The sequence below is a fragment of the Oleiphilus sp. HI0066 genome (genome assembly GCF_001635725.1).
Map to the genome: position 1 here is coordinate 1 of NZ_LWFH01000001.1, position 24,262 is coordinate 24,262.

A 24,262-nucleotide genomic window follows, 5' to 3' on the forward strand; every position below is an offset into this window, starting at 1 on the left:
GGGTTAAATTCGCGGCACACCTTAGGTCTTTTTTCATATTCCATACAGCGATTTTCGGAATCCAAATTAACGCACCGGACTCCGGCTGGCTTTCCGTCTGGCATATTTGGTAAAGCACTTGTTATCTCTGGCGCGATACAACATGCTCCGCAAGGATCATGGCACTTCATCTTTAGCTGCCTTATTAAGATGTTAAACAGGGTAGAATGGTTTTAGTCCGTACCGATCAGATTTACCAGAACGTGAGCCAGACATGCTCAACTTATGCAGAGCTTTCACCGCTGCTAACAATTGTTTTTCATCCTGCTTATATGATTCATTATCATGTTGTGCGGAATACTTTGCCGCTTCTAGCCGAGCGATAATTTGTTTTGCATCATTTTGATCTAATGACGAGATGCGATCGAGTTGTCTGGACCATGTGTGAAATAGACTCAAATACCGCATGTCGGAACGCTCAATCAAATGGATCAACTCATCATAAATATCTTGTTCTCTATTGGGCTTGCGTTCTTGTTGAGTATTATCTCGTCGAAGTTTCCTATATAACCAAGTAGCGTGAGCACCCCAAGAAATTAGTACTAAAACTATTGCGATAGGCCATAGATACGAGGAACTAGACACAACCTGTTCTGAGGTGCTTTGTGTAGTCTCTGCCTCAGAATTTAGCGCCGAAAGCTCAGAGCTAGAGCTTGAATCCTCAGAGTTTTGATCAAGAGCCGACGAGTCTGGCGTGTTAAGGTCTTGCTCAGTGCCAAGTCTAGAAGCCGCGACAACGTCGATAGACTGTTCTGGTAGACGTGCAACACGCTCTACATCATTTACCGTATCCCACCATTTTATTTCGAGTGCAGGTAGGATCGCTTGCGCTGGCGAAACGGCAACCAGCGCATGTCGTTCCTTGCGCTGACTTTGTGCTCCAGCTGAGTGTTCAATCGTGTCGAGTTCTGGCGTATCAGGATATACCTTGAGCGCATTAGACGACGGAGGCGCTAGTTCGGGTAGCGCAGAGCCAAGCAAACCTAATGCAGATAATGTCACCGTTCGCGTTACCGATCCGCCCACTTCAAGCGTTGAGATCTCAGGGTCGAACGATTGAGTGAGCGCCAGGCTTGATGCTGGAAGCCACGTTTTGCCTGAAAATTCTGCGGGAGGCGGTTTTACGTCGAACTCGACTGAGTTTGCTAACTCGCGAGCACGAGCTCTTCGACGAGTCCTAGAATCAACGACGGTTCCGGTGAATTCAGGGCCCGCAAGACTTAGTGCGCCACTTTTTTGCGGGAACAGCAAATAACGTCGTTCGTATACTTCGTAGCGCTGGTTGTATGCCATTTTGTAAGTCTTGGACGTTTCTCCAAATGGCTCGATAATAAAATCTGAATTTTGTGGTTCAGACATATCGCCACGAGCTTCGCCGAGCGTGTAGAGCTCGAGAGTATAAATAATTTGTTCTTGCAGGTAGGGGCTTGGTTTATCGATACTCGCTTTTAAAAATACAGATGGTGGCTGAGCATCACTATGCGGACGATTCCCTGCAATTACTTCAATGCTAACCGGCGCGCTCTTTGCGTCCTTAAAGCTGGCTTCTGGGATTGTTAAGCTTCCGGAGCTTTTTGGGCTTAGTGCATAACGCCAGGTAATAAGGCTCTCAGTTTTACCGTTAATCGATTGCATGTTATAGCTTTGGCGACGGTCTAATATCGTCCAGGTTTCTTCGAGATTAGGGAAGTCAGGTGCATCTATTTGCATACCTCCTAAACTCATCAAGCCACCAACAAAGCCCATTTCGGCTCGCGCTGTAACGGTGAGGTTTAAAATTTCGTTCTGATACAACTTATCTTTGTCGATACTGATATCGAGAGTTGTCTCATCTGCAGCATGCACATTGGGCATCATTACTAATAAGTATAAGAACGAGATGTTCATAAATGAGTGAAAGAGCGCCTTTACCATAATGGCTCCTCAGGATTGTTTTGGTTATTTCTGTCGCGAGACTGTTGTTCAAATTTACGCCTTAACAAACCAGAAGGGTCGTCAGGTATTCTGCGCATCCATTGCTCATATGAGCGACGTTCTTCATCACTCAACTGATCACTGTAGGCAGCAAACTCACCACTATCATCACTGCCAGCTTGCTGTTGATCAAGCTCATCGAGCGCTTGTGATTGTTGTGCACTAAGTTTTTCGTTCGTCTCATCATTACTAGTCTGTTGCGAGGCGGCATTAGATTGTTCCTCGTTCTGATCTTTAATATCATCAGTGTTTTGAAGAGTTCCCGAATCATCGCCATTCTTCTCAGCGTTTTGTTGCCCGTCTTGATTTTGTTGACCGTCTTGATTCTGTTGCCCGTCTTGATTCTGTTGACCGTCTTGATTGTGTTGACCGTCTTGATTCTGTTGACCGTCTTGATTCTGTTGACCATCTTGATTCTGTTGACCGTCTTGATTCTGTTGACCGTCTTGGTTCTGCTGTTCATCTTGGTTCTGCTGTTCTTGCTGTTGCTTAATCTGCTCAGCGATCGCTTTGTTTTCTGCCGCTTCGGTGAACTGAGGTTTAAGGTTCAACGCTTGCTCATAAGCACTAATCGCCTCATCAACATTGCCTTGGAGTAGGGCGGAATTTCCTAAATTATATTGACTTGTCGCATCTTCATAAGTCCGGTAAATATCTGCAGCTTGTTGATACTTTTCTGCACGATAATACGCATCTGCTTTATGTAGCGGGCTTTCAAATTGTTCGGCGGCACCTTCGAAGTCGCCGCTCTCATAGAGTTCTTGCGCCTGCTGGTCATTGCTTTTCCATAATGTATCTGTACTAAATGCAGACGCTTCGTCAGGAAGTATAAAGATCAAAACAAGCAGCAGTGCACCTTGGCGATAAGCTAATAGAATGATTGGCAGAGCAATCGCTAAAAAGATATATCCCATGTCTTGCCATTGATCGAATTCCCGTTCATTGAGCTCCGGATTAAGCTCCGTGCTCAGATCGTCGGCTCTGAGATTTAATAGATCACTACTATCCAGACTCAAGCGTTCTGCTTGGCCACGATGAGATGTAGCCAGCGATGTTAATTGAGCCATCTCTAGCTTCGGAATGACAACACTGCCTTTGTCTTTAAGATATCCGCGTCCATCCGGAAGCTTGATGGGGCCGCCTAATTCGGTTCCGACACCAATAATATCTAGCGAAAAAAGCTTAGAATTTAATGTTTCGGTTATGCGTTTCGAGTGATGCTCTGCGACGCCATCAGTAAATAAAAAAATTCGACCTTGGTTGAATCCAGCATCTTCCATTACAGAAACTGCCTGCGTAACAGCTAAGTCAGGTCGACTCCCAATAACAGGCATTATTAGAGGTGCTAGTGCTTTTAGATTGGCTTCAATCGTATTTGTGTCGTCAGTGAGCGGAGTGACGACAAAACTATCGCCCGAGAAGGCAATGAGTGCAGTTGATCCACCAGATCGCAGTTTCAACAAATCTATTATTTTTTGCTTTGCACGGACGAGACGCGAAGGCGCGGTATCCTCCGCCATCATAGATAGTGACAAGTCTAAAATTACAACAGCGTTATCACTCGGCTGGACTGAAGGTGTTTTCGTTTGCTTCCAGCTCGGGCCGGATAAGGCAAAAATCAAGAGAGCAAAAATTATGACGCCGATGGCTCGAGACGGTTGCTTAGTTTTTTTCCCGACTTCAAGAGTTCCGCCCTGAATTGCCTCTAGCAGTGTTGAGTCGATATGTTTCGTCCAGGAATTGTCTTGCGTTGCGCCACGTTTTAGCAACCACCAAACAAAGGGTAAAGCTAGGTATAAATACAAAAAATCCGGTCGGAGAAAATGAGGAAGAATTAGATCAAGCATCTTGTTTCTCACGCATACTAGACTGGCGGCTTGCTCTTTGGAGTAAAACGACAAGCTTGTAAGCACTAAAAATCAGTAGTGCGAGAGCAAGAAAATAATGTGAGATCGCTTGCTTCGGCTGAAAGATTCTTACATCTGATTCAATAGGTTCTAGCTGATCAATCAAGGTATAGATCTCTTTTAATTCCTCTACATTGCGTGCTCTGAAGTATTCGCCATTCGTTGTTGCAGCGACTTGCTTTAACAAGTCCTCATCGAGATCGGCCGAGGGGTTAACTCGGCGCGTTCCAAATAGACTCCGTTGCAGCATTTCATCTGCACCAATGCCGACAGTGTATATTTTAATGCCAAGACTACCTGCGAGCTCTGCGGCCTTTTCAGGAGGGATCTCTCCAGCAGTATTTGCACCATCAGTTAAAAGAATTAAAACGCGACTTTGCTCAGGACGATCTTTTAAACGTTTGACCGCTAGACCAATCGCGTCACCGATCGCAGTAGCTTGACCCGCCATTCCAAGAAACGCCTCTTGAAGCAGGGTGTTGATCGTCTTGGTGTCGAAGGATAAAGGAGACTGAATATAAGGCTCTGTGCCGAACAGAATCAGACCCAATCTGTCGCCTTGTCGTTTACTTGTAAACTCACCGACAACAGATTTAACGACATCTAAGCGCGTTGCACGATAACCGTCCAAAGGCATATCTTCTTCTTTCATGCTCGGAGAGATATCTATGGCAAGCATTAGGTCGCGCCCTTCAAGCGGGAGCTCGACCGCGGGGCCTAGCAGTTGTGGACGACTTAGCGCTATAACGAGCAAAAGCCACAACAAAATTAAAATAGACTTTTTGCGTTTATGAAGTCTGCCGGTTTGCGACTGAGTAAAACCGTATTCCGAGTGCGCATTAACGTATGCGTGAATATATGGTGCATTTGAAACGCTGTCATCATCCGAATTCCTATCTTTCCGTATCTGCAACAGCAACGGTGCGAAAGCAAGCAGGAGAGCGTAGGGCCAGAGCAATTCAAGCTGAGAGAGATAATCTAGCATTTTATCTTCCTAAGCCAGCGTTCAATGTCCTCTAATGCTTGTTCATCGATACGATTTGGCGATGCCCTGTAATTTCCATCACCAAGAGCATCTAACGCGGCTTGGTCGAGCAAAGGAATATGCGAAGACAAGCAATTTTCCCATTCAGCGCCATGACGCGATTTGATACTAGAATCTTTCTCGACATAACTAATTACTTGTTTCAACAAGATTTGAATATCTTGATTTAATTGAACTGTCTGAGACTCCTGCGATTTAAGAGTCTCGAACTTAGCTAGCGCAACACGCTTCCATTGGTTATTGCGATGACGCACAAAAATGAATCTAACGGTCACAAAAATAAGTGTAATTAGTAGAGCGGCAAGCACCCACCAACCAATAGATGGCGGCCACCATGAAATAGCAGGCTGAGTAATAATGTCGTGAATAGGGAGCTCGTTCATCGCGATGATGCTCCTAACGAAACTTGCCGAGAAATTTCAGCAAGTTGATGCTCAAAGTCGAGATTCGTGTTCAACTCCCAAGCATTTACATCCCTATTACGCGACAGCTGTTCGACGCGATTAGTAATTGCTTCATCCCAATTAGATAAGACCTTACGAGCACCCTCGTCTTGTCCGCGAATGTAAAAGGTATGATCGCCATCCGACACCGGAAGTGCCCCCCCTGTTGGCAAATTCTTTTCTAAGGGGTCTGTGCAGCGTAGCAATACAAGCTCATTATGCTTAGCCAAAGTATTTAGATGGCGCTCGCCGGTGGCATCAAGCTTGTGATAATCACTAATAACAAATATCAAGGTACCCGGCTTTATGACTTGGCAAGCTTCTTTGAGCGCTAGGGTGAACTGTTGATTTCGATTAAGTTGAGGCGCTGATGCCGAGGTCTCTGCACTTAGTTCGTTGTTTAACGCAACGACATGGTTGATGTACTGAAGAATAGACTTGCGGTTACGACCGGGTTTGATAGTGAGTAGTTGTTGATCGTTAAAAATTATTCCGCCTACGCGATCATTATGCGCATACGCACTCCAAGACAATAGTGCTGCACATCGCGCTGCGAGTACAGATTTTAAACAGCCGCGGCTACCAAAAAACATAGAAGCGCTCTGATCACAGATAACCACAACAGGACGCTCTCGCTCTTCTTGGAATAGCTTTGTATGCGTAGATTGTTTGCGCGCAGTTACACGCCAATCGATGCTTCGCACATCGTCACCCGCTTGATAGGGACGTACTTCTGCGAACTCCATCCCGCGCCCCTTGAAGCGGGAGTGATGCGAGCCGGCTTGTTGCTGCTTAACAACACGCGCCCGAAAATAACTCAAACGACGCGCTGTCGAACTCAGTTTAACGAGCGATTCAACGCTGACATAAACACCTGCGTTGATCAATTTGTCGGATATTACGCGCACGATCGTGATGAAAGCTTATGCGACGGGGACGCACGACAACAAATGGTCGATAACATCATTTATAGATACGCCTTCTGCCTCGGCATCAAAGCTAAGCAGAATTCTGTGGCGATAAACATCATGGATCACAGCACTCACATCTTGAGGTGAGACGAAGTCTTTTCCTTTAATCCATGCGTAGGCCCGTGCACAACGATCGAGTGAAATTGTGCCTCTGGGGCTCACACCAAATTCGACCCAACGTGCAAGCTCTTCGCTAAATCTTCTTGGCTCTCGCGTCGCCGTCGTAAGGGAAATAATATAATCCTCAACAGCTTCAGACATGTGAATACCCAAAACTTCTTGTCGTGCTTGTTGGATAACCGCTTTACTTAATGTGATTCCAGACTCAGCTTCACTGGCGGCTTTCTTGAGCTCATCTCGGACTAAACGCAAAATAAGCTTTTCTGCTTCCGCAGATGGATAATCGATCGTTACATGCAAGAGAAAACGGTCAAGCTGCGCTTCAGGGAGAGGGTAAGTGCCTTCTTGCTCAATTGGGTTTTGTGTTGCCATCACTAAAAATAAATCATCAAGCGGGTATGTCTGTTTACCTACACTCACTTGATGCTCCGCCATTGCTTCAAGCAAAGCGGCTTGTACTTTAGCTGGGGCACGATTAATTTCATCTGCAAGTACGAGGTTGTGAAAAATCGGTCCGCGCTGAAATTCGAACGAGTTTGTTTCCATTCGATAGATCTCGGTGCCTGTAATATCAGAAGGCAACAAATCCGGTGTAAATTGAATACGCTGGAAGTCGCCTTCAATATGATCAGACAAAGACTTAATTGCCTTTGTTTTTGCAAGCCCTGGCGCCCCCTCTACAAGCAAGTGGCCATCGGCTAGCAATGCGATCAGCAAACAGTCCACCAAATGCTCCTGTCCAATGATGGTTGACGACAGTTGCATCTTTAGAGACGAAAATACTTGATTGGCTTGCATGTTGGATGAGTCTCAACTGATTGATTGTTACAAGGTAGCCACGTTATTGCATGGCGCGTTAATACGCAATTTCAGCCCTATGAACTATTCTTAATCGACATTCTAAAACGTCTCATAAAATTGTGAATTAGCGGGATTGACAACGACTTTCGAGGTTTTTGCTAAACATGAAATTGATAGAAACTCAGGAACAAAAAGAAATACTTGAAATTCTTAGTAAGCACGCGGCATCAACAATGCCAAAACAAGAGCAGAAACCTCTTATCGATTTTATCGAATATGTATTGGCATCAGCCTATACCCAGGAGTTTGTTGGTAAGTCCATCGTCGATGTATTTGGCTATTTTGTTAGCAAATGGCGTCTAGTCAACTCGTCACTTAAGACTGATGCGATTGTGCAAATCGACAACCCTGGACTTGAGGTCAGCGGATGGCAAAGCCCGCACACCGTTATAAGCGTGCTCATGCGCAACATTCCGTTTATCGTTGACTCTATCAGAATGGCGCTTGCTGATAAGAATCTGCGAGTGCAAGGCATTCAACATACCATTTTGCATACAACACGTGATGACAAGGGCTCTTTAAAAGCGATTGATAACGCCTCATCAAGTCCTAAATGCAATGTTGAAGCGTTAATGGTTATTGAGGTTGATCGGGTTAACAGTCAAGAAGAATTGACTAGCTTAAAGGCGGAGCTTGAATCCGTTTTGAGTGAAGTTGCCGATGCAGTAGATGACTACGACGAAATGCTTGGGCGAGTCACTGCCATAACAGATAGCTGGAAAGAAAAAGGTCACTCCCGCGCTACGGAGAAAGAACTATTAGAAGCGACTGCCTTTTTATCTTGGCTATCTGATAACCGCTTTAGCTTTTTGGGGTATATCGAGTATGACCTCAAAAAAACTAAGACTAAATCACTACTGGTTCGAAACGATGATTCTGCATTAGGCATTCTTAAGCACGCGCATCGGACGCAAGAAAATTTGGATTTGGCAGAAATACCAGAATCAGTTGCAGAGCATATTTTGCGACCCGACATACTCTTGTTTGCGAAGTCCTCCCGACGCGCCCGCGTTCATCGTCCTGCATACCCGGATTACATAGTAGTAAAGCGTTTTAATGACGATGGAGAAGTCATCGGTGAGAGACGTTTCATCGGACTGTACACAGCACGCGTGTTTAACGAAGAAGTTTCTCGTATTCCATTTTTAAGAGAGAAAGCGAAAGAAGCTATCGATCTTTCAGGCTACAACGAGAAAGATCACAGCGGAAAAGAGTTCAGACAACTGTTAGAAACCTTTCCGCGCGACGAATTATTTCAGGTTTCGACCGAGCGTCTTACTAGTGCGTTGCAGGCTGCTTTGTATGCGCAAGAGCGTCGCAAGGTAGACGTGTATATGCGCGAAGATGCCTTTGGCAGCTTCGTGAGTGTTTTAGTATACGTACCTCGCGACTTGTTCAATACCGATCTCAGGTTAAAACTACAGAACATACTGGCCAAAGATTTGAACGCGGAAGACATTGACTTCAATACGCATCTTTCGGAATCTCCTCTTGCACGAACGCAGTTCAACGTAAAACTCAGCGAAACGCCACCATCTAAAGAAGTTTACGACTCCATTAGAAAGAAGATAATGAGCACAGTCGTTTCGTGGTTTGATGATTTGGAGGCTGCATTAAATGATCAATACGGCGAAGAAAAAGGCGTTCATTTAGCGAAGCAATACCGACAAGGGTTTAATGCCAGTTACCGCGAAGCGTTCACCGCACGGAGAGCATCTTTAGATCTGCAGCACATCGATAAAATTATCGGCTCACCTGGTTTTGAAATGAGCTTTTATCGGGCGATGTCGGAACCTGCGTCGAAGTTTCATTGCAAACTGTTCTTTTCGGATACCCCCGTCACCTTATCAGAAGTTCTGCCCATATTTGAAAACATGGGCTTCAATGTCATTGGTGAAAGCCCGTTTATCGTTAAGAATGACGATGCAAACAGTGTCTGGATTCATGATTTCTTGTTGGAAAGTCAGGGCCAGACTGACGTAGAATTATCTGCAATTAGCGCGCAGTTTGAAGAATTATTTAAAGAAATATGGGCTCAACGCGCCGAAAACGACCGATTCAACAGGTTGCTTGCAAGCGCCTATCTAGATTGGCGCCAAATCGCTGTACTTAGAAGTTATGCACGGTATATGCGTCAAATTCGAGTCAGTAACTCTCAAGAGCTTATTTCATCCACTCTGATTGCAAATGGAGCGATTGTCAGGCTTTTACTTGAATTGTTTGATGTGAGGTTTAATCCGAAGGGTTTAAAAGTTGCTGAACGAGAAGAGCGAGGCGGTGAGTTAGAAAACCTCATCAACGACGCACTAGAATCAGTGCCAAACCTTACAGAAGATAAAATTTTAAGACTGTATCTGTCTTTGATTAAGGCAACCGTTAGGACCAATTTCTACCAAGCTGAACAAGGCGCAGCAAAGGCCTACCTATCATTTAAATTATTACCGCGCCTCATTCCTGATGTGCCACTGCCTGTACCGATGTTTGAAATATTTGTGTATTCGCCCCGAATTGAAGGCGTGCACTTACGGGGTGGCCGTGTTGCTCGTGGTGGCTTACGTTGGTCAGATCGAAATGAAGACTATAGAACGGAAGTCTTGGGTCTAGTAAAAGCTCAACAGGTAAAAAATTCAGTTATCGTGCCGGTTGGAGCGAAAGGCGGCTTTGTCGCAAAACAACTTCCGCAGAACGACAGAGATGCGTTTCTTAAAGAAGGTGTTGAATGCTACAAAATCTTTATCTCAGCATTGCTCGATGTCACCGACAATTTGGTCAAGCAAAAGGTGGTTCATCCAAAAAATACAGTTTGTCATGATGAAGATGACTATTACTTGGTTGTGGCCGCTGATAAAGGTACTGCGACATTCTCAGATATCGCAAATCAAATATCTTTGGATCGGGGGCATTGGCTAGGCGATGCATTTGCATCTGGTGGCAGCCAAGGCTACGACCACAAAAAAATGGGTATTACCGCAAGAGGTGCGTGGGTATCTGTTCAAAGATTATTTAAAGAGCTTGGAAAAGATATCCAAAAAGAAACTTTTAGTTGTGTTGGCATCGGTGACATGTCCGGCGATGTGTTCGGCAATGGAATGCTTTTGTCCGACAAGACAGAACTGGTCGCAGCATTTAACCATCTACATATATTTATCGATCCTAATCCAGATGTTGAGCGATCCTTTAAAGAAAGAAAAAGGCTTTTCGAATTGCCGAGATCGTCTTGGGATGATTACAACAAAGACTTGATATCTCGTGGCGGGGGTGTGTTCAGACGAGATGCTAAATCTATCCCATTGAGTCCTGAGATCAAAAAGCTGATCGATGCAGAAGAAGACAGTCTAGCGCCAATGATATTGATCAATCGCTTACTGAAAGCAGATTCAGATCTGTTGTGGTTTGGAGGGATTGGAACTTATGTTAAGGCTAAAACCGAAGCACATACAGATTGCGGAGACAAGGCAAACGACGGCTTGCGCGTAAATGGCGAAGAGCTTCGCGTCAAAGTCATAGGCGAGGGTGGTAATTTAGGGATGACCCAGCGCTCGCGCATTGAGTATGCTCAAAACGGCGGGTTGTTGAATACTGACTTTATTGATAACGCCGCTGGCGTGGATTGTTCTGATAACGAAGTAAACATCAAAATTTTGCTGGGTGGTGTTGTTGCTGACGGAGATATGACCGATAAACAGCGCAATAAATTACTGCACGACATGACAGATGATGTTGCTGAACATGTGTTGCGCCACAATTATCGACAAACACAAGCTATTAGTATCGCCTCGCACGAAGCGATTGCTCGCACTGAAGAATATCGCCGCTTAATGAATTCCATGGAGCTAGCAGGCAAGTTGAACCGAGAGTTAGAGTTCTTACCCCTCGAAGAGGAAATGGTGGAAAGAAAATCTATCGGTTCCGGCTTGACTCGCCCTGAGCTAGCAGTGCTCATTTCGTATGTGAAAGGTGATCTCAAAGAGCTGCTAAACGATTCATGTTTCACATCAGATGCTTACGTTGCAAAAGAAGTATTCAATGTATTTCCCTCGCGCTTGAATAAGAAGTTCGGCGAGCAGATTAGCCAGCACCAGTTACACAGTGAGATTGTCGCAACGCAGGTCGCCAATGATATGGTCAACCACATGGGCATTTCTTTTGTTGAGCGGCTTCATACCTCTACGGGCGCGAATGCGACATCAATTGCGCTTGCATATTTGATTGCGAAAGACGTATTCAAACTCGATCATTATTGGGAGTCTATTGAGGCGCTTGATTATAAAGTGCCTGCAACCGTGCAGATCGACATGATGCTAAGTTTAATGACTTTGATACGGCGATCAGTTCGCTGGCTTATCCGCAATCGCCGCTCAGAGCTACACGTCTTAGCAAACATAGAAAGATTTGCCTCTGGTGTGTCACAGATTTCGGCGCATTTGCCTGATTACTTGAGAGGTGAAGTGAAAGAAAGCTGGAACGCTCGGTTCACATCCTTAACTGAACAGGGTGTTCCCGATGAGTTAGCTAGTACAATTGCGGGAGCTTCGTTGAGTTATGCCGCTCTCGGGATTATTGAAGCGCATGAAGCCTCAAATGCAAGCTTAGAGCGCGTGGCTGAAGTGTATTACGGCATTGGCGACTACCTCGATCTTAATTGGTTCGCCCAACAGATCGATCGATTGAGCCCTTCAACCCACTGGCAGGCACTTGCAAGGGAAGCATTTAGAGAAGATCTTGACTGGCAACAGCGCGCGCTTACAAGCGGGCTTCTTGCTATGAAAGGCGCTCCTAAAGACATCGCGAAACGCATTAATACTTGGATGGAGCAGCATGAAGATTTAGTGTTTCGATGGCAGTCCACTTTAACTGAACTTAAAGCGAGCGATGATGCTGAATACGCGATGTATTCCGTGGCATTAAGAGAGCTATTAGATCTTGCTCAGAGCACAACACATGCAGTTTAAGTAAGTTTCTCAATAAATAACATAAATCAAGGGCAGAGTGAGTCGATTTACTCTTCCTGACTGTTGCTCGTGCGCTTGAATTAAGCGAAAATACTGCGCCGTTTTTGGCCTTATTAATGTATTTACCCCTAGGAGAATTGGAATGTCATCACGACGTCATCTAGCTAACGCAATCCGCGCATTGAGTATGGATGCGGTTCAGAAAGCAAAATCTGGACATCCAGGAGCACCAATGGGGATGGCCGACATTGCCGAAGTCCTATGGAACGGCCACTTAAATCACAATCCAACGAATCCACATTGGGTAAATCGTGACCGCTTTGTTTTGTCAAATGGTCACGGATCGATGCTTATCTATTCACTGCTGCACCTGACTGGTTATGACTTAAGCATTGATGATCTGAAAAACTTCCGTCAATTACATTCTAAAACGGCTGGTCACCCTGAATATGGCTATGCGCCAGGTGTTGAGACAACTACAGGTCCTCTTGGTCAAGGTATTGCAAATGCAGTAGGCATGGCGATCGCAGAAAAGTCTTTGGCTGCCCAGTTTAATCAAGATGGTCACGACATCGTTGATCACTACACTTACGCCTTTACTGGTGACGGCTGCCTTATGGAAGGTATTTCGCACGAAGTATGCTCTCTTGCGGGTACTCTAGGCCTCGGCAAACTTGTTGTATTTTATGATGACAACGGCATTTCTATTGATGGCGAAGTTGAAGGCTGGTTTACAGACGACACGCCTAAGCGTTTTGAATCATACGGATGGCAAGTAATTCCTGCAGTAGATGGCCATGATGCAGACGCAATTGAAGCAGCGATTGCACAGGCGAAAGCGAACACCACTCAACCAACATTGATTTGCTGCAAAACAATCATTGGCTTTGGTTCGCCAAATAAAGAAGGTAAAGAAGATTGCCACGGCGCACCATTAGGTGAAGAAGAGATCGTTGCAACGCGTGCGAAGTTAGGCTGGGAATTCGGTGCATTTGAAGTACCTGAAGATGTCTATGCACAGTGGGATGCAAAAGATAAAGGCCAGCAGCTCGAAGATGCATGGGAAGAGAAGTTCTCGGCTTATGCTGAGGCTTACCCTGAGTTAGCGCTCGAATTGGCACGCCGCTTATCTGGCGACCTACCGGAAGATTTCTCTGAGAAAGCGAAAGCTTACATTGATCAGTGCCAGGTCGATGCAAATACAGTTGCTAGCCGCAAAGCTTCTCAGAACACACTAAACGCATTTGGCCCACTTCTTCCCGAGTTTATGGGGGGCTCTGCGGATCTCGCACCATCGAACCTTACAATGTGGAGCGAATCAAAAGCTGTTACAGCTGAAGATGCTTCGGGTAATTATCTCCACTACGGTGTTCGAGAATTCGGTATGTCAGCAATAATGAACGGCATTGCGTTACACGGTGGTTTTATTCCTTACGGTGCGACCTTCCTGATTTTCATGGAATATGCGCGTAATGCAGTGCGTATGGCTGCATTGATGAAGCAACGTTCAATTTTCGTATTTACGCATGACTCAATCGGCTTGGGTGAAGATGGTCCAACGCACCAACCAGTAGAGCAGATTGCTTCATTGAGAACGACGCCAAATATGGATACATGGCGACCATGTGATGCTGTTGAATCTGCAGCAGCATGGAAGTCAGCAGTAGAACGCACAGATGGCCCAAGCTCTCTTGTATTCTCCCGTCAAAACTTACCTCACCAAACTCGCGATGCTACGCAAGTAGAAAACATCGAAAAAGGTGCGTACGTACTACGTGATTGCGATGGTACGCCTGAGCTTATCTTTATTGCGACAGGCTCTGAAATTGCTTTGGTGCAAGAAGCGGCAGAAAAGCTTATCGAGAAGGGCACAAGGGTACGTGTTGTTTCAATGCCATCAACTGACGTGTTCGACCGTCAAAGTGCTGAATACAAGCAAAGCGTTCTTCCACTTGAAGTTACTGCTCGCGTAGCAGTTGAAGCTGGCATCGCAGATTATTGGTACAAGTACGTTGGTTTAGATGGACGTATTGTTGGTATGGAAACCTTCGGTGAGTCTGCACCAGCAAATCAATTGTTCGAAGAGTTCGGATTTACTGTCGAAAACGTATTAAACGTTGCCGAAGAGCTCCTATAAACGATAAGGCAAGCTGTATGTCTTGGCGTATTGCCATAAATGGATTTGGACGAATTGGTCAGGGCGTATTACGCGCCTTGTATCAGAATTCTGAGTTACGTAAGAGTTTTACGATCGTTGCCATTAACGAACTCGCAGACGCAGATACGATTGCGTATCTAACTAAATACGACACAACCCATGGTCGTTTCAGTGAGTCAGTTCGATGCAATGACGACACCCTAATTGTAGGTGATGATCATATCCGACTAACTCATCTAGAGGGCATCGAATCCTTACCTTGGAAAGAACTCGATGTAGATGTTGTTTTTGAATGCACCGGTGTGCATAGCACGCGAGAGGATGCACAGAAACATATTGATGCCGGGGCGAAGAAAGTTCTTTTCTCACAACCTGCGTCAGCAGATATCGACAAAACAATTGTGTTTGGTGTGAACGAGCACACTATGGATATCAACGATAAGATTGTATCCGCTGCTTCATGTACCACAAACGCGATCGTTCCGATCTTATGTGAGCTGGACCAGAACATAGGGATTGAGTCAGCATCAATGACGACCATCCACTCAGCCATGAATGATCAACCTATGATCGACGCATATCACAATAAAGACTTACGTCGAACGCGAAGCGCAATGGCGAATATGGTGCCTGTAGAGACCGCTCTTGATAAAGGTATCGAACGAATTGTTCCGTCTTTCCGGGGCAAATTATCAACGAATGCCATGCGTGTTCCGACAATTAATGTCTCAGCGATTGATTTAACAGCTCTGGTAGCGCGCGACACCACCCCTAAAGAGATCAATACGATCCTGCGTGATGCTTGCACCCACTTCAAACATCCAATAGTGGCCTATACTGAGGAGCCCATTGCGTCAAGTGATTTCATCCAAGACCCGCATTCCTCTACGGTTGATGGAAGCCAAACCCGTGTTACACAAGGTCGGCTCGTCAAGTTATTAGTTTGGTTTGATAATGAATGGGGCTTTGCGAATAGAATGCTTGAACTTGCCGACTACTGGTGCAGTTTGAATAGCGAAACATTGAATACATAAAACTTGATAAACATTTATAGGATTACGATAGATGAACGTAACGAAAATGACCGATCTAGAACTTAAAGGTAAACGCGTTTTGATCCGCGAAGACCTTAATGTACCGGTCAAAGATGGCAAAGTAACAAGCGATGCACGTATTCGCGCGTCATTGCCAACAATTAAAGCCGCTATTGAAGCGGGCGCAAAAGTTATGTTGATGTCGCACCTAGGCCGACCAACCGAAGGCGAATATGCAGAAGAATTTTCGTTGAAGCCAGTGGCTAATCATCTTTCTTCATTACTCGGCAAAGATGTTCCTTTACTTAAGACTTTGGAAGTCCCATCAGATATTCAAGATGGCGATGTAGTGCTTTTCGAAAACGTTCGCTTTAACAAGGGTGAGAAAAAAGACGAAGAGACATTGTCAAAGGCATACGCTACGCTTTGTGATGTATACGTCATGGACGCATTTGGAACTGCGCATCGCGCGCAAGCTTCAACACACGGTGTCGGACAATTTGCGCCGATTGCCTGTGCAGGCCCATTACTCGCAGCTGAACTTGAAGCACTAGCTCACGCACTAGATACACCAAAGCGTCCACTCGTCGCTATTGTTGGTGGCTCAAAAGTATCTACTAAGTTGACGGTATTAGAATCTCTATCAGACAAAGTTGATCAGCTTATTGTTGGGGGCGGTATTGCAAATACTTTCCTTGCTGCGGCGGGCAATCCAGTTGGTAAATCGTTATATGAAGAAGATTTGATCTCTAACGCGAAAGCTCTGTCGGAAAAAACGGATATCCCAACACCAACTGATGTCGTGACCGGTAAAGAATTTTCTGAGACGGCTGTAGCTGAAGGAAAGAGCGCTCAGGCGGTTGCTGATGATGATATGATTTTCGACATTGGCCCAGAAACCTCTGCAAAGCTAGCCGAAATCATTAAAAACGCAGGGACTATTATTTGGAATGGCCCGGTTGGCGTTTTCGAGTTCGACCAGTTTGGAGAAGGAACCAAAGCCTTATCAATGGCGATTGCTGAAAGCGAAGCATTTTCGATTGCCGGAGGTGGTGATACATTAGCTGCCGTAGATAAATACGGAATAGCCGATCAGGTTTCATATATTTCAACTGGTGGCGGCGCTTTTCTTGAGTTTGTAGAAGGCAAAACCTTACCTGCAGTTGCGATGCTTACCAAGCGCGCATCGAACTAATTTATTACTTTAATAGGAGCATACAATGGCTTTAATTAGCATGCGTCAAATGCTAGACCACGCGGCGGAATTTGGTTACGGCGTGCCAGCATTTAACGTTAACAACTTAGAACAAATGCGCGCAATTATGGAAGCTGCGGATCAAACAGACAGCCCAGTAATCGTTCAAGCTTCTGCAGGTGCCCGTAAATATGCAGGCGCGCCTTTCCTTCGTCATCTGATTCTTGCTGCGACAGAAGAGTTTCCGCACATTCCTGTTGTTATGCACCAAGACCATGGTACATCACCGGCAGTATGTCAGCGTTCGATCCAACTTGGGTTCTCATCAGTCATGATGGACGGTTCACTTGGTGAAGATGGTAAGACGCCAACAGACTATGAATACAACGTCGATGTAACCCGTCGCACAGTCGAAATGGCCCACGCTTGCGGTGTGTCTGTAGAGGGCGAGCTTGGTTGTTTAGGTTCTCTTGAAACGGGCCAAGCCGGTGAAGAAGATGGGATTGGAGCTGAAGGCACTTTGACGCACGATCAGATGTTGACCGACCCGGAAGAAGCAGCTGACTTCGTAAAACAAACTCAAGTAGATGCACTGGCGATTGCATGTGGCACAAGCCATGGGGCTTACAAATTTACTCGCCCACCAACTGGCGATATTCTTGCGATTGACCGCATCAAAGCGATCCATGAACGCATTCCAGATACCCACCTTGTTATGCACGGTTCATCATCTGTACCGCAAGAGTGGCTTGCAGTGATCAACGAGTACGGTGGCGAAATCCCTGAAACGTACGGCGTTCCAGTAGAGCAAATTGTTGAAGGTATCAAATACGGTGTTCGTAAGGTAAACATCGATACTGACCTACGCTTAGCTTCAACCGGTGCTGTTCGTCGCTTCTTGGCGCAAAACCCTTCAGAGTTTGATCCACGCAAATATCTGAAAGAAACAGTTTCTGCAATGAAAGAGATTGTTGTTGCGCGTTATGAAGCATTCGGCACTGCTGGCAATGCATCTAAAATCAAAGCTGTTAGTCTCGAAACTATGTTCGAGCGTTATCAGTCAGGCGAATTAGATCCTAAAATCGGCTAATTCTTCCATACGCCTGGCGTAAGTCGTCAGGCGTAGCCTTCAATAAGAAAAATAAGCTTTCCTCTATGTTTACCCAGATTATCCAGCCTCGCTTTGCAGAAACAGACGCTCTTGGTCATATCAACAATGCCACGTTACCAGTTTGGTTCGAACAAAGCCGCACACCAATATTCAAGATATTTGTTCCTTCGTTAAATCCAAAACAATGGAATCTCATTCTTGCGAAAGTCGAAGTGGAATATACCGGCGAGATGTTTTACGCGAGTGATGTAACGATCAAGACTGGAGTGAAAAAACTAGGAAACAGCTCCCTGCAGGTTTATCAAGAAGCTTGGCAGAACGAAAGATTGTGCGCTAAAGGTCTAGCGACAATGGTGCACTTTAATCATCAAGATAAAAAGTCCGAGCCGATACCTAACGATATTCGTGCTGAATTAGAGAAGCATCTAATTCAAAGCGCTTGATCAGGGGATTTAACTCGACCATTGAGCAAGAATCGGGTGATACCTCAGGTCTTAGGTGTGTTAAGTTTTCTGTATGAACGAACTAGAAACGTCACGACACTATACAAACGCAGAAAAGCTTATTCAGTTTCTTTGCGAGCAAAGCAACAAGCAACCAACGCTGAGAGATATAGCTCAAAGGGCCTGTATGAGCGAGAGCCATGCTCAGCGCGTATTCACCGAGTGGGTTGGCCTCTCACCAAAGCAATTCTTGCAAACCATATCAAGATCGAAAGCCAAAGAGCTTCTGCCTAACCATTCTGTAGCTGAGACTGCAGACATGCTCGGCTATTCTTCTGAAAGCAGGCTGTACGACAACTTTGTTCGTATCGAGTCCATAACACCTGGCGAGTATAAATCACGAGGTAAAAATCTTGAGATAACATTTGGTTTTGCTCCAACTCCATATGGGGATGCTCTTTTTGCTTCGACCCAAAGAGGGATTATGAAACTCGCGTTCACGTCATCTTCGCAGAGTCGAGATGATTTGATCAATGAACTGGAGTCAGAATGGCATAACGCAGAGTTTATTCGCGAGGACAACCTCGCTAAAACGCTAAACCAACAAGTCTTTTCTAATCGTGAATCGAACCAAAACGTAACCTTATTTGTTAAAGCAAGCGTCTTTCAGGTTAAGGTTTGGGAAGCTTTATTAACGATTCCTGAAGGTGAGCTGCGAACATATCAACAAATCGCGGAAGCTTCTGGTAACGTCAAAGCTGCGAGAGCAGCAGCTTCAGCAATCGCAAACAATCCTGTTGCGTGTCTTATACCCTGTCACAGAGTTATTAGAAGCTCAGGCGTTTTGAATCAATATCGATGGGGAGCGGATCGAAAAGCAGTAATGCTTCTTAGGGAATCTGGTAATAGAATTTTAAATCAATAAGAATCTTGGTCAGCGTTAACGCCAAAGATGAACGAAACCCTGACCAAGAGCATAAACCGTATTAAGCGGTAGCCATTTTGTTTGCTTTACGCGGTTTCAAGTGTCCCCACTTCAGCATATCTTCGACTGCAGCCTCGACACTCTCTTTTATAGAAATGTATTTGATCCCCAATTCGTTTATAGCCTTAGCGTTGTCAAAATTCATTTGCTGGCCGATATGTGAGCGCATGTAAGTACCATTACCGCTTGGCTGAGTATACGAAAGCAAATGCATGATTTTTGTGCCGAATGGACTATCAAGATCAATCTTAGGCAATTTGTAATCCGTGCACCCGAGATCGTTCTTTAAGAAGCTAACCATCTCTCGCATTTTCCAGTTTTCGTTCACGATCAAATAACGCCCCGAGGCACTCTCAGTTTGCATTGCTAAAATGTGTGAGTGGGCTACATCACGCACATCAACAATCCCCCAATTAAGTGTCATCAATACTGGATACAAACCATGCATTAAATCTCTGATGACTTTGTTTGATTCATTCAGTGTTGGGCCGAGAGACGGGCCGATTACCATGAAAGGATTAATCGTTACTAAGTCGAAGTCACACTGGTCTTTATTCTTTTCTACGTAATCCCAAGCGGCTTTTTCGGCTTGAACCTTAGAATAAAAGTAAGGATTGCGCTTTAAGTTAGACTTTTCATTCCAGTCTTCTTCGCTAAAGGTTTTATCGTTTCTCGGCTCATCGGTTATTGCCGCAAGAGATGAGGTTAAAACAACACGTTTAACCGAATCTGTTTTTTGACAGGCCTTGAGAACATTCAATGTTCCATTAACCGCTGGATCGACAAGTTCTTTTTGAGAATCTTTGACGTTCACAATGTATGGGCTAGCAGTGTGCATCACGTAATCGCAACCCTGAACAACCTGGTCATAAGCACCTTCTTGCAACAAATCCGCTTGCACGAACTCTAGGCGCTCAAACGCTCCCTCTAATTCGGTTAAATAGGGATATTTATCCGCAGTGCCGCGTACTGTTGCGCGCACTTTATAACCTTGCTCAAGAAGTTGTTTAACAAGATGTGCAGCAATAAACCCCGATGCGCCAGTCACGCATACAGTTGTATTTTGATTTGATGTCATGAAGGACCTCCAAGGTATTTATAATTATCTCTGGATAGCACACGCTATGAGTTACAAAATTCAGTTTAAGTAAGCAACGCGGCGGCGCTTGCAAATATTGTCATTAAAAACAGAAACCACTTAAGTGTTTTTTGACTCAGATTGATGGTTATTTTTACAGCAATATGAGCGCCAACAATAGAGCCAACAGCTAAAATTAATCCAGGCAACCATAAAATTTGATCATTAACGATAAATATCAATAGCGCAACGATGGTAAAGCCCAGCGTACAGACAATTTTCAATGCATTCGTTCGCACTAAGTCGTAGCGTAAACTCCCCGCAATAGCAGCAATTAAGATAAATCCAACCCCAGCTTGCACAAATCCGCCATAAAATCCTGCCAACAACAACATAGGAATAGAACTGGAGGACTCAGAGATCCCATGTGCTTGTGTGCCTTCTGGAGGAGCGACGACTCCAGGCTTAAACAAAATGATTCCAGCCATGGTAATCATAGATATTAGAAGTGTCGGTTTAAGTAATTCAGCTGGCATATAAGAGGCTAACAAAGCTCCCGCAAGCCCGCCAATTAAAGTAACACCGACGATTTTCTTAAGATCAGGTATCTCTAACTTTCCATGGCTTTTAAAACCGTTGGCTGCAGTCAAAGATTGGAAGAAAACGCTGACGCGATTAGTCGCATTAGCAATATCTGCAGGTAAACCCATGACCATCAAGGCGGGTATTGTAAGATTCGAACCACCACCGGCCATCGTGTTAATAATGCCAGCCAAAAAGCCCATCGCAATAAGTAAGGAGACAGAAAGGACACTTAGCTCATACATATTATTATTTCGTCTAATTAAAATAGTGGGGCATACTAACGCAATTCGACGTTTCCATCATTTCTATTCTGTATGAATTCCGCAGTACCAGAACACAATTTATCAGAGCTTCAGCAACAGACCATAGACGAATTAGAGCGCTGCTTAGTTTTAGCCCAAGACTACTTTGGGCGACAGTTTTGTTTAGATGCAGTCAAGTTTGACTTGAGAGGGAAGTCTGCAGGGCAATTTAGAATCAGAAAGGCGCAATCACGAGCGCTGAGTCGTAAACAGAGCCTTATAAAAGAGATACGATTTAACCAGGAACTCCTTTCGCTTTATGGTCAACAATTCATAGATGAGACGGTAGGCCACGAAGTAGCGCATTTTATCGTGCACGAAGTTGTCGAACGTCGCGTTAGACCTCATGGGCGCGAATGGCAATCGGTGATGATAGACGTTCTTAAAAAAGCCCCTGAAGTGACTCATCAATATGAAGTTAAACCAGCGAGAACCATAAAACGATACCGTTACCACTGCGCTTGTCCAAACAAGTATCATGAATTGACGTCTATCAGGCACAATCGAGTAAGGCGCGAGAACGCAAAGTACGTCTGCAGGATTTGTAAGACAGCGCTTTTGCCAAGCGACAATTAATTTAGGCCACTTTGAAACACTCGATTTCATTTTTTAGAGCATCCACCGCAACGATTAGGTTTTGGCTAAGACTCAGCAATGAATAGACTTCCGTTTGCCGTTTCTTCCGACAATGCCTGAGTTGTTGTCACATTGCGACTAATCTCTTCAGAAACTGAAAGTTGTTCGCTCGACGCCGTTGCGATTTGTCCAGCCATATTAAGGATCTGATCTATCGCTTGCTCGATTGTATCAAGAGAAGTTTTTGTGTCGTTTGATTGAGTAGCCGTCTGTTGTGAGAGCTCTCGACACGCTAGCATCGCATCGAGCGACGCTTTTGATGAGTCTTGCAAGGTGCTTAAGACACTCCCAATTTCAGACATTGAATCCTGTGTTCGTTTAGCAAGTGTTCGTACCTCATCTGCGACGACAGCGAACCCTCGGCCTTGCTCGCCAGCGCGTGCCGCTTCGATCGCAGCGTTAAGCGCTAGCAGGTTAGTTTGTTCTGCAATATCCAAAATAACTTGAAGAATGTTGTTGATGTTATTGCTCTCTTGATGAAGTTGCTCCATAGATGCAGACGTTGTTTCGATCTCGTTAGAGACCTGTTCAATCGTACTTACATTACTTCTGATCGTATCCACTCCACGTGCAACTTCGGATTGTGCAGAATTTACCGCATTAGTGGTTTCCTCAGCATTTCGAGATACTTCTTCCGAGGTAGTCGTCATTTCTACCATAGCGGTGGCTATTTGTTCCGTTTCACGCGCTTGGCCTTGGATTTTTTTTCATTAACGCTGAATGTTCGGCAAGCATTCCAGAATTTTCAGACACTGAAACGGTTTGCTACCCAATGGCAAAAAACGTATCTTGCAAGCCCCGAATAAACTCATTCATGCTTTTCGACATCGCTCCTATCTCATCGCGAGAATCTTCGGGAAGGCGAGCGGTGAGGTCGCCTTCACCTTTAGCTAAATCGTCGACAAGCGCGTTCATTCTTCGGACTTTACCCAGGACCGTCTTCGCTATCCATAAGGATACGGTTAGCCCAAGAACGATACTTGCGATGACGATTATCTGATTCCTAAGTTGAGTATCTTTGATCGATGCCGAAGCCATCGCTCCTTCATTTAAAAGCGAGTCAAACACACTCGATTGTAAGTTGACCGATGCATCAAAGATCTGCGCACCAAACGGAACCAGCTGCGCTTCTACAACTGTGTTTCGATCATAGATCGATGATGAAACAGCTTTAAACGCGTTTTCGTGATTGCGTATTCCTTCCCTTACACGTTCAGCAGCTGCTCTACGATTTGCGTTCTGAAGTTCGGGCATAAGGGTATTTAGTTCTCGCGACGCTGCACTTAGTTCGTTAAGAACTCGATCAGTGGAGCTTTCTTGATTGTCATCTAAAAATCGAAACGCATAAAGACGAGCAAGTAGAAGGTTTTCTTGAACGACGCCTGCATATCATGCAGCAACGATATCATTATCTTTATATGCCGAGTCGCGAATATATGTGAGCTCTTTTCTAATCTGAGAACCAGCAACGTTCATTCCTTCATTCACTAAACGGTTGCGCTCCCTCATATTGGACACTACGCTTCCGATAAACGCTTGATCATAATTGCGTGACAAAGCATTTATATTTTCGAGAATTGCAACGCGGTTTGGGTCTTCGATTTGTTCGTTTGCTTGGTTCAGAATAAGAATCGTTCGCTCAGACAATTGATTGAAGTCACTAATGTTTTACTCTAAACCGGTTTTTAGATAATCACTCACGATCAATTGTTTGTTCAGCATATTTGCAGTGATATCTGCGGCGATTCCAGAATCAGGAGCTAGGTCTTCTGTCACTACGCTCATTTGGGTGTCTAACTCTATCTAGCAACATCTGCTTCTCCTCACGAAATTAACAACGATATCCGTAGGGCAATCTTTTTAGAGTTATTTAGCGCTCCTTATAACGAAAACTGAACAGGCTAAATGATAGTCAGAGATTTTTGTTCGGTAGCACTGTAATGATCATTATATTCGAACCAAATGTTCGGATTAAACGCGGATAAAAAGTGATTTAAATTCTAAAAGGAATAAAGTGGAAGCAAGAAAGTGACATAAAAAAGCCGCTAATTTAAGCGGCTTTCTAGAGATAGGGATTAACTACTTTTCTAGGTACTGTAGTTTGTCTGGAACGCCATCCCATTCTTTAGCATCAGGAAGAGGGTCTTTTTGTTCCGTAATATTTGGCCAAGTCTGGCAAAGCTCTGCATTCAACTCAATATATTGAACCTGATCTGCTGGTAGCTCATCTTCCGAGAAAATCGCGTTAGCAGGGCATTCCGGCTCACATAGTGCACAGTCGATACATTCATCCGGGTCGATTACCAAAAAGTTTGGACCTTCATAAAAACAATCTACTGGGCATACTTCGACGCAGTCAGTGTATTTGCACTTAACGCAGTTGTCGGTAACAACAAATGTCATGGTAATACTAACCTTTATTT

Annotated in this window: 21 protein-coding genes; 8 read left to right on the forward strand and 13 right to left on the reverse strand. The window is 44.8% G+C overall.

Annotated elements, in window-relative coordinates:
* From A3738_RS28990 to A3738_RS00030, 7 genes are all read right to left on the reverse strand, one after another.
* Nucleotides 1-170: YkgJ family cysteine cluster protein (locus tag A3738_RS28990; RefSeq protein ID WP_082889911.1), on the reverse strand; the 170-nt coding region annotated here is incomplete at its 3' end.
* Nucleotides 171-192: 22 nt separating this feature from the next.
* Nucleotides 193-1,953 carry a BatD family protein gene (locus tag A3738_RS00005; RefSeq protein WP_068475757.1) on the reverse strand — a complete coding sequence of 587 codons (1,761 nt, stop codon included), beginning with the start codon at nt 1,951-1,953 and terminating at the stop codon, nt 193-195.
* The gene (locus tag A3738_RS00010; protein ID WP_068502179.1) at nt 1,947-3,860 is read right to left on the reverse strand and encodes a VWA domain-containing protein; all 1,914 of its coding nucleotides are present in this window, start codon (nt 3,858-3,860) and stop codon (nt 1,947-1,949) included. The genes A3738_RS00005 and A3738_RS00010 overlap by 7 nt, the downstream gene beginning before the upstream one ends.
* The gene (locus A3738_RS00015; RefSeq protein WP_068475753.1) at nt 3,853-4,905 is read right to left on the reverse strand and encodes a VWA domain-containing protein; all 1,053 of its coding nucleotides are present in this window, start codon (nt 4,903-4,905) and stop codon (nt 3,853-3,855) included. The genes A3738_RS00010 and A3738_RS00015 overlap by 8 nt, the downstream gene beginning before the upstream one ends.
* Nucleotides 4,899-5,348: a DUF4381 domain-containing protein gene (locus A3738_RS00020; RefSeq protein WP_068475751.1), complete on the reverse strand. Its 450-nt coding sequence runs from the start codon at nt 5,346-5,348 to the stop codon at nt 4,899-4,901. Before A3738_RS00020 ends, A3738_RS00015 begins: the two co-directional genes overlap by 7 nt.
* Nucleotides 5,345-6,316 carry a DUF58 domain-containing protein gene (locus A3738_RS00025; protein WP_068502181.1) on the reverse strand — a complete coding sequence of 324 codons (972 nt, stop codon included), beginning with the start codon at nt 6,314-6,316 and terminating at the stop codon, nt 5,345-5,347. Before A3738_RS00025 ends, A3738_RS00020 begins: the two co-directional genes overlap by 4 nt.
* 15 nt (nt 6,317-6,331) lie before the next feature.
* Nucleotides 6,332-7,297, reverse strand: coding sequence for a MoxR family ATPase (locus A3738_RS00030; protein ID WP_068475748.1), 966 nt, complete (start codon nt 7,295-7,297; stop codon nt 6,332-6,334).
* Between the two features lie 167 nt (nt 7,298-7,464).
* Here A3738_RS00030 and A3738_RS00035 point away from each other — a divergent pair, with 167 nt between their 5' ends.
* The 7 genes from A3738_RS00035 to A3738_RS00065 all read left to right on the forward strand — a co-directional run bounded on the left by A3738_RS00035 (nt 7,465) and on the right by A3738_RS00065 (nt 19,178).
* Nucleotides 7,465-12,312 (forward strand): NAD-glutamate dehydrogenase, encoded by a 4,848-nt coding sequence (locus A3738_RS00035; RefSeq protein ID WP_068502184.1) that lies wholly within the window; start codon nt 7,465-7,467, stop codon nt 12,310-12,312.
* A gap of 142 nt (nt 12,313-12,454) precedes the next feature.
* The gene (gene tkt / locus A3738_RS00040; protein WP_068481909.1) at nt 12,455-14,449 is read left to right on the forward strand and encodes a transketolase; all 1,995 of its coding nucleotides are present in this window, start codon (nt 12,455-12,457) and stop codon (nt 14,447-14,449) included.
* 17 nt (nt 14,450-14,466) lie between these two features.
* A complete protein-coding gene (gene gap, locus A3738_RS00045; RefSeq protein ID WP_068476196.1) occupies nt 14,467-15,504 on the forward strand; it encodes a type I glyceraldehyde-3-phosphate dehydrogenase in 1,038 nt (345 codons plus the stop codon).
* A gap of 31 nt (nt 15,505-15,535) precedes the next feature.
* A complete protein-coding gene (locus tag A3738_RS00050) occupies nt 15,536-16,699 on the forward strand; it encodes a phosphoglycerate kinase (protein WP_068481906.1) in 1,164 nt (387 codons plus the stop codon).
* Between the two features lie 25 nt (nt 16,700-16,724).
* Nucleotides 16,725-17,789 carry a class II fructose-bisphosphate aldolase gene (fba, locus tag A3738_RS00055; protein ID WP_068481905.1) on the forward strand — a complete coding sequence of 355 codons (1,065 nt, stop codon included), beginning with the start codon at nt 16,725-16,727 and terminating at the stop codon, nt 17,787-17,789.
* A gap of 65 nt (nt 17,790-17,854) precedes the next feature.
* Nucleotides 17,855-18,253, forward strand: a complete 399-nt coding sequence (locus A3738_RS00060) for a thioesterase family protein (RefSeq protein WP_068481904.1) — start codon at nt 17,855-17,857, stop codon at nt 18,251-18,253.
* A 73-nt stretch (nt 18,254-18,326) separates the two neighbouring features.
* Nucleotides 18,327-19,178: a methylated-DNA--[protein]-cysteine S-methyltransferase gene (locus A3738_RS00065; protein ID WP_068481902.1), complete on the forward strand. Its 852-nt coding sequence runs from the start codon at nt 18,327-18,329 to the stop codon at nt 19,176-19,178.
* Nucleotides 19,179-19,239: 61 nt separating this feature from the next.
* On the opposite strand, the gene A3738_RS00070 is transcribed toward A3738_RS00065, so the two are convergent.
* Both A3738_RS00070 and A3738_RS00075 read right to left on the reverse strand, forming a co-directional pair.
* Nucleotides 19,240-20,316, reverse strand: a complete 1,077-nt coding sequence (locus A3738_RS00070; RefSeq protein WP_068502187.1) for an aldehyde reductase — start codon at nt 20,314-20,316, stop codon at nt 19,240-19,242.
* Nucleotides 20,317-20,381: 65 nt separating this feature from the next.
* On the reverse strand, nt 20,382-21,143 hold the full coding sequence (locus tag A3738_RS00075; protein WP_068481898.1) for a sulfite exporter TauE/SafE family protein: 762 nt from the start codon (nt 21,141-21,143) through the stop codon (nt 20,382-20,384).
* A 72-nt stretch (nt 21,144-21,215) separates the two neighbouring features.
* Here A3738_RS00075 and A3738_RS32470 point away from each other — a divergent pair, with 72 nt between their 5' ends.
* Complete coding sequence (locus A3738_RS32470; protein ID WP_068481896.1) at nt 21,216-21,779, forward strand: SprT-like domain-containing protein; 564 nt, start codon at nt 21,216-21,218, stop codon at nt 21,777-21,779.
* Between the two features lie 65 nt (nt 21,780-21,844).
* On the opposite strand, the gene A3738_RS00085 is transcribed toward A3738_RS32470, so the two are convergent.
* The 4 genes from A3738_RS00085 to fdxA form a co-directional block, all read right to left on the reverse strand.
* Nucleotides 21,845-22,498, reverse strand: coding sequence for a methyl-accepting chemotaxis protein (locus tag A3738_RS00085; protein WP_068481895.1), 654 nt, complete (start codon nt 22,496-22,498; stop codon nt 21,845-21,847).
* Nucleotides 22,499-22,604: 106 nt separating this feature from the next.
* Entirely contained in the window at nt 22,605-23,093 is a 489-nt protein-coding gene (locus tag A3738_RS00090) for a HAMP domain-containing protein (protein ID WP_068481894.1), read from the reverse strand.
* A gap of 135 nt (nt 23,094-23,228) precedes the next feature.
* Nucleotides 23,229-23,486, reverse strand: a complete 258-nt coding sequence (locus A3738_RS00095) for a hypothetical protein (RefSeq protein ID WP_068481891.1) — start codon at nt 23,484-23,486, stop codon at nt 23,229-23,231.
* Between the two features lie 432 nt (nt 23,487-23,918).
* A complete protein-coding gene (fdxA, locus tag A3738_RS00100) occupies nt 23,919-24,242 on the reverse strand; it encodes a ferredoxin FdxA (protein ID WP_068481890.1) in 324 nt (107 codons plus the stop codon).
* Nucleotides 24,243-24,262: the final 20 nt, after the last annotated feature.